Raw genomic sequence first — 11,932 nt, forward strand, 5'->3', positions numbered from 1 at the left:
GGTTGGTGCCGCGGTCAGCTCAGCTGGAAGATGCGGACCGTGGCCGGATAGAGGATGAAGACCAAGAATCCGGCGCTCAGCAGCATCTGCGCCACCAGCATCGACTGGGAGCGCGCGCCGGCCTTGCCCTCCATCTCAGCGATCTCCCGCCGCCGCATGGTCTCGGCGCGGGAGGACAGTGAGGCGCGCACCTTGGCTCCGTCGTCGGCGACCAGGTTCAGCGCGGCCCCAAGATCAGTCAGTTCCTTGACGCCGAGTTCGGTGCCGAGGTCACCGAGCGCGGTCCACTGCGGGACGCCCGCCAGCCGCGCGTCGGTCAGGCAGTCGCGCAGCCGGCGCAGCGCCCAGCCGTCGCTGACCTCGGCCGCCGACATCAGCGCCTCCGGCAGGCCGCGGCCGCCGGCCAGGTTCATCGACACCAGGTCCAGGTACGCGGCGACGACGCGGCGGAAGTCCTCGCGCTTGGCCGTGGCGTCCCGGCGCACTTCCAGGTCCGGCAGGATGAAGAAGAGCCCCGCGAAGCCGAGCGCCAGCCAGACCGGCACCAGCGGGGTCAGGTGGAAGCCCCACAGCCAGGTGACGCCGAACAGCAGCGGCCCGATCAGGAAACCGACCGCGGCCAGGCCCACCTTCGTCACCAGGAACTGCTGCCAGTGACGCTCCAGCAGCCTCAGGTCGGCGCGCACGGAGTGCTGCTCCCAGCCCCGGCGCGCGTAGAAGTCGGCGATGCTCCAGCCGAGCCGTTCCCGCAGCGAGTGCGGCTGCGCGGCCGGGACGCCGTACTGGCCGCGCGCCCGCAGCGCGTCGATCCGGGCCACCTTCGCGGCCGCGCCCGGCCGCGCCGGGACCAGGGCCCGCACGACGATGTAGAGCCCGAACCCGGTGAACGCGCCGATCAGTACCTGGATAAGCATCAGCGCGCCCCCGGTGACATCATCGTCGGATCGACCGCGAGCAGCTGCCCCTGCGGCTGGGACGGGTCGGCAGTCTGCGACTTGAGCAGGAACCGGCCGGGCGAGTCGACCTTGGCCAGCCGACGCAGCCACCAGAAGCCGACGCCGAACAGGGCCAGCACGCCGGTCAGCACCGCCTCGCCGAGGGCGCTGCCGTACGGCGCCACGAAGCCGCGGTTGAACAGCGCCATGCCGAGCACGAAGACGAGCACCGAAGCGATGATGATCTGCACCGAGCGGCGGGTGCCGGCACGCTGGGCGATGACCCGCTGGCGCATGTCCACCTCTTCGCGGGCCGACTTGCCGAGTGCGGTGAGCACCTCGCGCAGGCCCGGCCCGCGCAGCTTCGAGTTCAGGATCATCGCCGCGATGACCAGGTCGGCGGACGGGTCGTCCAGGTCGTCCGCGAGCAGTTGCAGCGCTTCGCCGAGCGGCATGCGTCCGCGCAGCCGGTCGAGCAGCCCGGCCAGGTGCTCGCGCAGCACCGGGTCCGCGCCGCGGGCCGACGCCGGGATCGCCTGCTCAAGGCCGACCGCGCCGGCGATCGTGTCGCGCAGCGACTCGGTCCACATGGCCAGCGCCTCGATCCTGCGCATCGCCAGCTTCTCCGCAGCGGCACCGCCGAACAGCTTGTTCCAGAAGAACACCAGTACCACCGCGCCGATGCCGAGCACCGGCCACTGGCTGGCCAGGCCGACCAGCAGCCCGGCGCCGAGCGCGATGACGAGGCGCTGGCCGTTCTTGCGCAGCGCCTGCGCGCGGGACACGCTCTGCGGGTCCTTCGGCTTCGTCGGCCAGCCGACGAGTCCGGCCACGGCCAGCCCGAGGCCCAGACCAATGACGACGCCGGCGCCGATGGCCAGGGCGGTGCCCTGCGTGAACAGCTCGGAGGGATTCACCGTGTCATCACCGCCACAATCCGCTGGGCACATAGCCGTGCGCTACCAGTTCGTCGAGACACGCGATCGGCGAGTGCGGCACCGCGCGATCGTCCAGCCCCGGCGCGAACACCTCGGAGGACAGCACCCTGCCGTCCACGCCGTTGACCTCGCGCACCGAGGAGACGAACCGGCGCAGCGTGCCGCCGCGCACGTAGTCGTTGCGCTTCTCGATGAACACCACGAAGTCGATCGCGCCCGCGATGAGCATGTGCGAGGCCTCGATCGGCAGCCGCTCGTTCGCCTGGAGCGCGTAGGTCGAGATGCGGTTGAAGACCTCGATGGACGAGTTGGCGTGGATGGTCGACAGCGAACCGTCGTTGCCCTGCGACATCGCGTTGAGCATCGTGACGATCTCGTCGCCGAGCACCTCGCCGACGATGACGCGCGAGGGGTTCATCCGCAGCGAGCGACGCACCAGCTCGGCCATGCCGATCGCGCCGAGGCCCTCGGAGTTGGGCAGCCGCTCCTCGAAGGCCACCACGTTCGGATGCAGTTCGGGGAACTGTTCGAGCCCCAGTTCGAGCGCCCGCTCCACGGTGATCAGGCGCTCGTGCGACGGGATCTCGTTGGCCATCGCGCGCAGCAGCGTGGTCTTGCCGGCGTTGGTGGAGCCCGCGATCATCAGGTTCTTGCGCGCGGCCACCGCGGCGGACAGGAACGAGCCGAGCTCGGGCACGATCGTGCCGTTGCCGACCAGGTCGGAGAGGAACACCTTGCCGAGCCTGGCGCGGCGGATCGAGATCGCCGGCCGGCGGGTGACGTCCATCACCGCGGAGAGCCGCGAGCCGTCCGGCAGCCGCAGGTCCAGCTGCGGGTTCGCCGAGTCGAACGGACGCGAGGACAGTCCCGAGTACGCGCCGAGGATCTGGATCAGCTCGATCAGTTCCTCGTCGGTCTCGGCCACCGGCTCGCCCAGGATCTCCTGGCCGTCCGCGAAGGACAGGAAGACCCGGTCACAGCCGTTGACGTCGATGTTCTCGATCTCCGGGTCGTCGAGCAGCGGCTGGAGCCGGCCGACGCCGAACAGCGCGGCGTGGATGCCGGAGGCCAGCGCCTCCTCCTCCTCGGCGTTCGGCGGGGTGCGCCCGGAGTTGGCCTCCATGTGCGCGTGCTCTTCGAGCACCTGGCCGATCACCGCGCGGGCGTACTGCCGCTCGTCCTCGCCGGTCATCGGCGGCAGGCCGGATATCTGGTCGAGCCGCCGCTGCTCGGCGATCCGGTCGCCGACCTCCTGGCGCAGCCGCTTGACGAGACCGTGGTCCATCAGGCCCCCACCGCCTGTCCCGGCTGCACCGGCTGGCTCGGCCGCGGCGGCGGCGCGGGCTGACCCACCCGGCTCAGGCCGTAGCGGCGGGCGACCGACTGCGCCACGTCGCGGGCCGAGCGGATCAGCAGCGACTTGTCCACCCGGCCCCGGCCCCAGCCGTTGAGCGCGGCGGCGCCGTCCGGGTCGTGCGCGATGACGCCGAGCACCTCGCCGCCGCCCGCGGTCACCGACAGCAGTTCGCCGACCTGGCTCGCCACCCGCCGCGCGTCCTTCGGCGGCGCGATGAGCACGACGCCGATCGGCGGGCGGGCCACGGAGGCGGTCGAGCCCTGAGTGCCGTGCAGCCGGTTCGCCAGGCCGTTGACCCGGTCGCGCACGTGGGCCACCTGCTCGGCGTCGGTGCGGGCGATCAGCAGCACGAGCGAGGCGTACGGCATCAGCTCCAGCGTCGGCGAGTCGGGGCCGACCCGGCCGCAGTCCGCGATGACGTCCGCGCCGTACGGGATCGCCCCGTAGTGGTCGAAGCAGCGGCCCAGCTGCGGCCAGTGCCCCGAGACGGCGCCGGCCTGCTCGGCGGAGGCCAGGCCCACCACGACCTCCAGTCCGCCGATGATCTTCTGGACGTGCTCCGGCAGGCTGTGCGCCTCGAAGCCGCGGCGCGCCGCGATGGCGATCGAGAGCATCCCCCGGTTCGGGTCGAGCGGCCCGCCGTGGTCCGCGACCATGCGGTAGATCAGGTCGCCGCCCTGCGGATCGCACTCGGCGGCCAGCGCGCGGCGCGGCCAGGAGGCGGCGAGGGCCACCGTTGAGGTGGTGACCCCGGGCGAGCCCTTGTCCGCCGCGACGACGATCAGCGCCATGATCTGCCCGGCTACTGCGTGTGCTTGTCGAAGACGAGCACCAGGTTGGTGCCCGAGGCGGCCTGCGTTATGTCGTTCGCGTACTGCTGGTCGAGCACCAGCGAGATGTCGATGTCGCCGCTCGTGCCGGCCTGCCCGACGTCGTACACCCGCACGTTCGCCACGATCGGCTGCGTGCTGAAACCGTCCATCAGGTACTGCTGGCCGGTCTTATCGTCGTTCTTGTTCGAGACGTAGTAGGCGCTGACGGTGTCGCCGACCTGGATCCCGACCGGGTACTGGCCGTCCTTGAGCGAGAGGCCGACCACCTCCTGGCCGGGGGCCAACGGCAGTTCGGTGGTGAGCATCTGGCCGACCAGCAGCGTGCCGGCCACCAGGTCGGTGCGCGCGGTGTAGCCGCGCAGCGCCCCGGCCTGGGCCTGGTCCCATGTCACGTAGCTGATGGTCGGGTCCGCCGCGACCATCAGCTCGCTGACGTCATCCGCGGTGATCGACTTGCCCTGCGGCACCAGCTTGACGATCTCGACCACGCCGACCCGGTTCTTCGCCTGCTGCTGGATGTACACCGAGGCGAGCGCCCCGACGAGCACCAGCAGCAGTCCGAGCGCGGCCAGCGCCGGCTTGCGGTCGCGCGGCGTGGAGGGAGCCCGCACGTTCGCCGGAGGCGGTGGCATGGCCGGCGCGGGGCGTGCGGTCACGGTCGGCCCGGAGGGCTTCCACCCCCCTGAACTCGGCGGTGCGCCGTTGTCGTTGGTGCTCGTCACGATTTCAGGCCCCCCGGCCACTCGGATCGTAAGGGTCGTGTGGTATCTGCCGGCCCGGATCGGATGCTGATAGTACCCGTGTGGTGACGGTGAAGAACAGACCTCTCGGGTGGCGTTCCGACAACGTTTCTCCTGATCCCGGTGCCGCTGCCGGACTTCTGCGGCCCGGTCAAAAAAGATTCGGTTAAATCCGCCTTCTGCGACTACCCGCAGATTACCCCGGCCGGTACTATCCGTAGCCGAGTTGTCAACATCGTGCCACGGGCCGCCGCCCCAGCGACGCCGGTCCAAGGACGGGAACGCATGCACCGTCGCAGCACCACGCTCAGCATCTTGGCCGCCGGCGCCGTCTTGTCCCTCACCGCCTCGCTCGCGGGCTGTGGGACCACGGGCTCGCAGCCGCCTGCGGCGTTGCCCGCGGCAGGCGGAGCGCTCGGGTCGTCCGGCGGCGCGGGCACAGCCACCGCGTCGGGCGCGGCGCAGATCCCGGCCGACTACGTCGTCGACATCCAGGCCGACCCGACCGGAGACCCGGCGAAGGACGGCCTGCTGACGCGGACGCACGACATGCTCATGGCCTACGAGCAGGCGGTCTCCCGCAACGCGCCGAAGGACAGTCTTTATCAAAGCCTTACGACGTCGTTCGCCCGCGGGAACCTCTACTCGATGATCGACACGTTCACGCGGGCCGGCGAGCGGCCGACCGGCACGGTGCGCTTCTACGGGTTCAGCGTGAGGTTCACCGGGAAGGTGGCGGACGTGTTCTTCTGCCAGGACACGTCGAAGGTGCAGCCGGTCAGCTTCAAGACCGGGCGGAAGACCGGTGCGGTCGCGACCGGCACGGCGGCCTACTCGTGGTGGGACACGGCGTTCGAGAAGGACGCCCACGGAGCGTGGGCCATCGTGTACGTTTCGTCTCTGGTGGGGAGGCAGTCGTGCATGTGACGAGAGCACAGCTGACCAGGTGGGCGGCTTCCGCGGCGCTGCTGGCCGGGATCGGCCTGACCGGCGCGGCCGGGCCGGGCGCGCGCGCGGACATCGGCGGAGGCGGCGGTTTCTGGATCGCCACGCACATCGAACTGACCGGCAGCGTGTACTCGGGCGGCGGTTCGCCGTACTACCCCTCCGGCTGGAGTCCGCCGAAGTGCTGGCTTGAGCTGAACACGGGTTACGGCGTCGGTGCGGCGTACACGCCGGACGGCTTCGCTGCGTACATGGCGCAGGTCTATGCCTTCTACGACAACGCGCTGCAACCCGACATCAAGAACGCGTTCGAGCAGCTCTACTACTACGGCCACGGTGTGGACGCGGGCGTGGGGCTGACGAATCCGCCATACAACGAGGGCCTCGGCGGCGGCAAGTGGTACGCGATCGCGTGCACGCCTGACGCCGGCTACGGCGACTACGTGGCGGTCCAGTCGGCCATGGGTGTCGCGAACCAGTACGAGGAGTGGTTCTGGCTTGCCGACGGAGCGTCGGCGGGAGCGCCGGTCATGGACCCGAACCTGCTCGCCGAGTACGCCGCGGCCAATACGCTCGTCGCGCCCGGCTGGCCGAACTTCAGCCCCCGGCTCAACGCGATGCAGACCGTGAACCTGGCGACGCTGATCACCAACGGCGCCGGCGCGAACGGCTTCCACTCGTACGCCGCCACCGCGACGCTTCCCGCCACCGGCCAGAGCAGCACCGTCTACGCGACGCCCAGGTCGGTCACCTTCAGCTCCAGCGGCCCGACCTCGCCGTCCTCGGTGACCTGCTACTTCAACGGCGACGGAAGTCTGAGGTCCGGCTGTAGGTTCACCTTCCTCAAGTCCACGTCCGCGAGTTACACGGTCTACGAGAGCAGCATGTGGAACGTGACGTGGGGCGGCGATCCGATCACCGGTGAGCCCGGCTGGACGCGGCAGATCGGCCCGGTCAGGTCGCAGTACAACCCGGTCCGCGTGCAGGAGATCCAGACGGTCGTCGGACAGTAGCGCCTCGACACCAGCGGTGCCCCGGCATCAGCCCAGCAGGTTGAGCAGGATCGCCACCCAGGCGCCGAACAGCAGGTACGGCCCGTACGCCACTTCGAGGTGCCGCCACGTCAGGTGCCGCGCGCTGCGCGTCGCCACCACGATCATCGAGACCAGCGCGGCGCTGAACGTGCCGAGCAGCACGCCCGCGTACACCGTCGGAAGGCTGAGCCAGCCGAGGTAAAGCCCGATGACGCCGGCCAGCTTAACGTCGCCGTACCCCATCGGGCCGAACATCGCGAGCAGATAGAAGAGCCCGAACAGCACCGCCGCGGAGGCGAGCGCCGCGACGAGGTGGCGTACACCGTGCGCGTCGTGCAGCACCGCCGTGATCATGCCGAACCCGGCCAGGCCGATGCCGTAGAGCGGGAACACGATCCGGTTCGGCAGGATCTTGTCACGCGCGTCGATCACCGCGAGCGCGACGCTGCCGACGGCGAAGAACGCGTACACCAGGACGTTGATCGCAGCGGCGGCGCCGGTGAGTCCGAGGTTCCCGTCCGTCATCCCGGAGACTCTAGTACCGCGGAACGCTCCCGTGACCCTCGGCGGCGCGAGGAGTTCCACGCGCCGCCTGAAGGTTTCATCGCAGGTGAACGAGGGGTTACCGAAGGCCGAGCCGAGGATTATGCGGGGACGACGTTCACCAGTTTCGGTGCGCGCACGATCACGGTGCGTACCGCACGGCCGTCCAGCGCCCGCTGTACGCCCTCGGTCGCCAGAGCCAGTTCGCGCAGCGCGTCCTCGCTGATGTCCGGCGGCACTTGCAGCTTGTCCCGCAGCTTGCCGGCCACCTGCACGACGCACGTGACCTCGTCGGTGACCAGGTACTGCGGATCGGCCACCGGGAACGGCACGTACGCGACGGTGTCCTGATGCCCCAGCTTGCTCCACAGCTCCTCGGCCAGGTGCGGCGCGATCGGCGCGACCATCACCACCAGCGCCTCGGCGACGGGCCTGGGCACCTCGGGCAGCTTGGTCAGGTGGTTGTTCAGCACGATCAGTTTTGCGATGGCGGTGTTGAAGCGCAGGTCGTCCAAGTCCTCGCGGACCCCGGCGGTCGCGGCGTGCAGGGCGCGCAGCGTCGCCAGGTCGGGCTCGGCGTCGGCGACCCGGACCTGCCCGGTCTCCTCGTCCACGATGTTGCGCCAAACCCGTTGCAGGAAGCGGAACGAGCCGGCCACCGCCTTGGTCTCCCACGGCCGGGAAACCTCCAGCGGTCCCATAGACATCTCGTAGACGCGCAGCGTGTCCGCGCCGTAGGTGTCGCAGAACTCGTCGGGCGTCACCGAGTTCTTCAGCGACTTGCCCATCTTCCCGTACTCGCGATTGACCTTCGTGCCGTCGAAGTAGTAGACGCCGTCGACCTCTTCGACCTCTTCCGCAGGCACGTATACGCCGCGCTCGTCGGTGTACGCGTACGCCTGGATGTAGCCCTGGTTGAACAGCTTGCGGAACGGCTCGGCCGAGCTGACGTGGCCCAGGTCGAACAGCACCTTGTGCCAGAAGCGCGAGTACAGTAGGTGCAACACCGCGTGCTCGGCGCCGCCGACGTACAGGTCCGCGCCACCGACGTCTGCGGCGTCACGCGGCCCGATCCAGTACTTCTCCACCTCGGCGTCGACGAAGCGCTCTTCGTTGGCCGGGTCCAGATAGCGCAGGTAGTACCAGCACGAACCGGCCCACTGCGGCATCGTGTTGGTCTCCCGGTGGTAGCGGCGCACGCCGCGGCCGTCACCCAGGTCCAGCTCGACCTCGACCCACTCGGCCGCACGGGCCAGCGGCGGGTTCGGCTCCGTATTCGCGTCGTCGGGGGCGAAGGTACGCGGCGAGTAGTCGTCGATCTCGGGCAGTTCCACCGGCAGCATCGACTCGGGCAGCGCGATCGCGTGCGACGGGTCTTCGACGTCGTACACGACCGGGAACGGCTCGCCCCAGTAGCGCTGCCGGGAGAACAGCCAGTCGCGCAGCCGGTACGTGACAGTGCCGGTGCCGTGGCCCCTCTCCTCCAGCCAGGCGATGATCCGCTTCTTCGCCTCGGGAACCACCAGGCCGTCCAGCGAGACCTCGGAGTTGGCCGAGTTGACCGACTGCGCGTCGTAGGAGTCGAAGGCCTCGGTCCACTCGTCCACGTCCGGCGACGCGCCCTCGCCCGGCGAGACCACGATCCGCATCGGCAGGTCGAAGGCACGGGCGAACTCGAAGTCGCGCTGGTCGTGCGCGGGAACGGCCATGATGGCGCCGGTGCCGTAGCCCCACAGCACGTAGTCGGCCACGAAGACCGGGACCGGCTCGCCGTTGACCGGGTTGGTCGCGTGCGCGCCGGTGAAGACGCCGGTCTTCTGCCGCCCCTCGGTCTGCCGCTCGACCTCGGTCTTCGCCGCGGCCTGTGCCTTGTACGCGGCGACTGCCTCGGCCGGGGTCGCTGCGCCGCCGGTCCACGCGTCCTTGGCGCCCTCAGGCCATTGAGCCGTGACGATCTGCTCGACCAGCGGGTGCTCGGGGGCCAGCACCATGTACGTCGCGCCGAACAGCGTGTCAGGGCGCGTAGTGAAGACCTCGATGTGTGAGCCATCGATCGGGAAACGCACCCGCGCGCCTTCTGAGCGGCCGATCCAGTTGCGCTGCATCAGCTTGATCGGCTCGGGCCAGTCCAGCCGGTCCAGGTCGTCCAGCAGCCGGTCGCCGTACGCGGTGATGCGCATCATCCACTGGCGCAGCTTGCGCTTGAACACCGGGAAGTTGCCGCGCTCCGAGCGGCCGTCGGCGGTGACCTCCTCGTTGGCCAGCACGGTGCCCAGCCCGGGACACCAGTTGACCGGGGCCTCGGAGATGTACGCCAGCCGGTGGCCGTCGATCACGTCGGCCCGCTCGCCCGCGGTCAGCGCGGACCAGGGCCGGCCGTCTGGGGTGGCCCTGGTGCCGGCCTCGAACTGCGCGACCAGCTCGGCGACCGGCCGGGCGCGGCGGGCGTCCTGGTCGTACCAGGAGTTGAAGATCTGTAGGAAGATCCACTGCGTCCAGCGGTAGAAGGACACGTCGGTGGTGGCCACGCCGCGCCGCTTGTCGTGGGCCAGCCCGATCCGGTTGATCTGCGCCCGGTAGCGCTCGATGTTCTTCTCGGTGGTGATCCGCGGGTGCGTACCCGTCTGCACGGCGTACTGCTCTGCGGGCAGGCCGAAGGCGTCGAAACCCATCGTGTGCAGCACGTTGCGGCCCAGCATCCGCTGGTAGCGGGCGTACACGTCGGTGGCGATGAAGCCCAGCGGGTGCCCTACGTGCAGCCCGGTGCCCGACGGATACGGGAACATGTCCATGATGTAGCGCTTTTCCCGCGGCACCGGCCCGTCGCCGGCCAGTTCGCCGCTGGGATTGGGCGCCTCGAAGGTGCCGTGCTCGGCCCAGTACGCCTGCCACCGCGCCTCGATCGCGCCCGCCATGACCGCCGTGTAGCGGAACGCGGGCTCGTCGAAGGAGCCGGGCTTGGTGCTCTCGCTCATTGGGGGATCCCCTCGGGAGTGTCTGTCCTGACTACCGGATCGGCAGGCGCGAGACGCGCCTGGCTGCGCCAATGCTTCGGGCGCGAGACCGCCCGAAAAAAGCGAAAACCCCTCGCACAGGAGGGGTCGCCACGCTGAGGAGCCCGGGATCGGGTCTCTTCGCTCTCAGCGCGGCCCGGTAAGGAGCAGGCGTACTGCGTACATGGCGTTCAGGTTACCACCGCGCACGAGCGTCCTAGACGGCGTTCACGGCTCTTCGAACTTGTATCGACAGGCTCTGCGGAACTCGGCCGGGGCTTTGCGTGCGACTGTAGGCTCGTCCACCGCCGCGCGCCGGCCGACCGCGCGCCGCGGTCCCGGCCGAGTTCGAAGAGCGGGACTCACACCCCGTCACGCCGCGTTCGCCCACCCAATCGGCTTACGGAAGATATCCTGAATGCGATAACGTCCGGGCGACTACCAGGTGTGTCCCCAACACCACCGCCAGGTTGAGGATCAGTGGACGCTCCCCAGTTACCCGAAGCAAGGGCCTCGGTGAAGCCGAGCGGCGAACAGCCGTCCGGTCAGGCCTTCGCATTCCGGCGCGATGCCGACCCGCAGGTCGAGCCGTCCGCGCCGTCCGTGGCACTGGTGCCCACCAATCCGGTTGACGCGACCGCACCGATCGACGTCGACGCCATTCGAGCCCTGCTCGCCCCGGGAGTGTCCGCTTCGGGAATTCCGGGAATTCCGGGAATACCGGCAGCGCCGAGCGGTCCGCTGGTCTTCGACGGCGTGCCGGCCCCGATGACGCCGTTGCCGCCGCCCCCGGCCGCGTCGACCTCGATAGCCGGGATTCCGGCGGCTGCGGTGCCCGTGCCGACAGGTCCCACCGGTCTTCCCACGCCCACGGGGCGCAATCTGCCGGCTGGTTTTAACGTGCCAACCGTGCAGCTCTCGCCGAGCGGACCGCCGGTAGTCATGCCGTCGTCGGTGACCGTCCCCGCGTTGCGGAACCCGGCCACGACCGTCCCGGCCGCCCGGAGCAAAGGGCGAGTCGACGTGCACGCCGCGTCGGCCGGTGCCGACGAACCGCCGCTTCCGCCCGCGCCGTCTCCCCGGCACAGCGGCGGCAGCGGCAAGAAGTCGAAGCTGCCCACCGCGGTCTGGATCTCCGCGCTGCTGGCCGCCTGCGCCGGTGCGGCGCTGGTGCTGATAAACGCGGGCAACTCCATGGACCCGCTGGCACCGACCGCACTGCCGACCAGACCCGCCTCGCCCAGCCCGACGCCGCACCCCTCGCCGTCGGCGAAGCCGCTGCCGACGCCGAGCCCGTCCCCGTCGCCGAGCCTCTCCGCCAGCCCGAGCCACAGCGCGTCCGCCTCGGCAAGCACATCGGCGAGCGCCATCGCAAGCCCGAGCCCGAGCGTGGTGGCCAGCTTCTCGACCATCTACTGGACGACGTCGGCCGACCCTCGGGTCGCGGACATCCAGCGCCGTCTGGTCCAGCTGAACTACCTGACCGTCACGCCGGACGGCAAGTACGCCGACACCAGTCGCACGCTGAACCTGTACCAGACCGGCTGGAAGCCACAGCCCGACGCCGCCGGTATGTACCACAACGCCACCGACATGGCGATTCGCGCGTTCAAA

The 11,932-nt window shown here is 70.0% G+C and carries 11 protein-coding genes; 3 read left to right on the forward strand and 8 right to left on the reverse strand.

Annotated features, from left to right (window positions below; genetic code table 11):
• Positions 1 to 14: 14 nt before the first annotated feature.
• From VGS97_RS16690 to VGS97_RS16710, 5 genes are read right to left on the reverse strand one after another with little or no spacing between them, the layout of a single operon-like run.
• Complete coding sequence (locus tag VGS97_RS16690) at positions 15 to 914, reverse strand: type II secretion system F family protein (RefSeq protein ID WP_326854464.1); 900 nt, start codon at positions 912 to 914, stop codon at positions 15 to 17.
• Positions 914 to 1,885, reverse strand: a complete 972-nt coding sequence (locus tag VGS97_RS16695) for a type II secretion system F family protein (RefSeq protein ID WP_414641736.1) — start codon at positions 1,883 to 1,885, stop codon at positions 914 to 916. The genes VGS97_RS16690 and VGS97_RS16695 overlap by 1 nt, the downstream gene beginning before the upstream one ends.
• Positions 1,860 to 3,158 (reverse strand): CpaF family protein, encoded by a 1,299-nt coding sequence (locus tag VGS97_RS16700; RefSeq protein WP_326854467.1) that lies wholly within the window; start codon positions 3,156 to 3,158, stop codon positions 1,860 to 1,862. Before VGS97_RS16700 ends, VGS97_RS16695 begins: the two co-directional genes overlap by 26 nt.
• Complete coding sequence (locus VGS97_RS16705) at positions 3,158 to 4,021, reverse strand: hypothetical protein (RefSeq protein WP_326854468.1); 864 nt, start codon at positions 4,019 to 4,021, stop codon at positions 3,158 to 3,160. Before VGS97_RS16705 ends, VGS97_RS16700 begins: the two co-directional genes overlap by 1 nt.
• Before the next feature lie 11 nt (positions 4,022 to 4,032).
• On the reverse strand, positions 4,033 to 4,785 hold the full coding sequence (locus tag VGS97_RS16710; RefSeq protein WP_326854470.1) for a hypothetical protein: 753 nt from the start codon (positions 4,783 to 4,785) through the stop codon (positions 4,033 to 4,035).
• Positions 4,786 to 5,088: 303 nt separating this feature from the next.
• On the opposite strand from VGS97_RS16710, the gene VGS97_RS16715 reads away from it, so the two are divergent.
• On the forward strand, positions 5,089 to 5,730 hold the full coding sequence (locus VGS97_RS16715; protein WP_326854471.1) for a hypothetical protein: 642 nt from the start codon (positions 5,089 to 5,091) through the stop codon (positions 5,728 to 5,730).
• Positions 5,721 to 6,761 (forward strand): hypothetical protein, encoded by a 1,041-nt coding sequence (locus VGS97_RS16720; protein WP_326854472.1) that lies wholly within the window; start codon positions 5,721 to 5,723, stop codon positions 6,759 to 6,761. The genes VGS97_RS16715 and VGS97_RS16720 overlap by 10 nt, the downstream gene beginning before the upstream one ends.
• Before the next feature lie 27 nt (positions 6,762 to 6,788).
• Here the strand turns inward: VGS97_RS16720 and VGS97_RS16725 are convergent, their stop codons facing one another.
• From VGS97_RS16725 to VGS97_RS16735, 3 genes are all read right to left on the reverse strand, one after another.
• Entirely contained in the window at positions 6,789 to 7,307 is a 519-nt protein-coding gene (locus tag VGS97_RS16725; protein ID WP_326854473.1) for an A24 family peptidase, read from the reverse strand.
• Positions 7,308 to 7,426: 119 nt separating this feature from the next.
• Positions 7,427 to 10,300: a leucine--tRNA ligase gene (gene leuS, locus VGS97_RS16730; protein WP_326854474.1), complete on the reverse strand. Its 2,874-nt coding sequence runs from the start codon at positions 10,298 to 10,300 to the stop codon at positions 7,427 to 7,429.
• A 563-nt stretch (positions 10,301 to 10,863) separates the two neighbouring features.
• Entirely contained in the window at positions 10,864 to 11,730 is an 867-nt protein-coding gene (locus tag VGS97_RS16735) for a hypothetical protein (protein ID WP_326854475.1), read from the reverse strand.
• On the opposite strand from VGS97_RS16735, the gene VGS97_RS16740 reads away from it, so the two are divergent.
• A partial coding sequence (locus tag VGS97_RS16740; RefSeq protein WP_326854476.1) for a hypothetical protein occupies positions 11,711 to 11,932 on the forward strand: 222 nt, incomplete at its 3' end. The two genes, VGS97_RS16735 and VGS97_RS16740, sit on opposite strands and share 20 nt — an antisense overlap.

This window comes from Actinocrinis sp., assembly GCF_035946395.1.
Taxonomy (GTDB): domain Bacteria; phylum Actinomycetota; class Actinomycetes; order Streptomycetales; family Catenulisporaceae; genus Actinocrinis.

What these genes read in the sequence shown, in the direction of transcription:
- VGS97_RS16690 (WP_326854464.1), bottom strand. Translation starts at nt 914, where the DNA reads ATGCTTATCCAGGTACTGATCGGCGCGTTCACCGGGTTCGGGCTCTAC.
- leuS (WP_326854474.1), bottom strand. Translation starts at nt 10,300, where the DNA reads ATGAGCGAGAGCACCAAGCCCGGCTCCTTCGACGAGCCCGCGTTCCGC.
- VGS97_RS16735 (WP_326854475.1), bottom strand. Translation starts at nt 11,730, where the DNA reads ATGGTCGAGAAGCTGGCCACCACGCTCGGGCTCGGGCTTGCGATGGCG.
- VGS97_RS16700 (WP_326854467.1), bottom strand. Translation starts at nt 3,158, where the DNA reads ATGGACCACGGTCTCGTCAAGCGGCTGCGCCAGGAGGTCGGCGACCGG.
- VGS97_RS16705 (WP_326854468.1), bottom strand. Translation starts at nt 4,021, where the DNA reads ATGGCGCTGATCGTCGTCGCGGCGGACAAGGGCTCGCCCGGGGTCACC.
- VGS97_RS16725 (WP_326854473.1), bottom strand. Translation starts at nt 7,307, where the DNA reads ATGACGGACGGGAACCTCGGACTCACCGGCGCCGCCGCTGCGATCAAC.
- VGS97_RS16695 (WP_414641736.1), bottom strand. Translation starts at nt 1,885, where the DNA reads ATGTGCCCAGCGGATTGTGGCGGTGATGACACGGTGAATCCCTCCGAG.
- VGS97_RS16715 (WP_326854471.1), top strand. Translation starts at nt 5,089, where the DNA reads ATGCACCGTCGCAGCACCACGCTCAGCATCTTGGCCGCCGGCGCCGTC.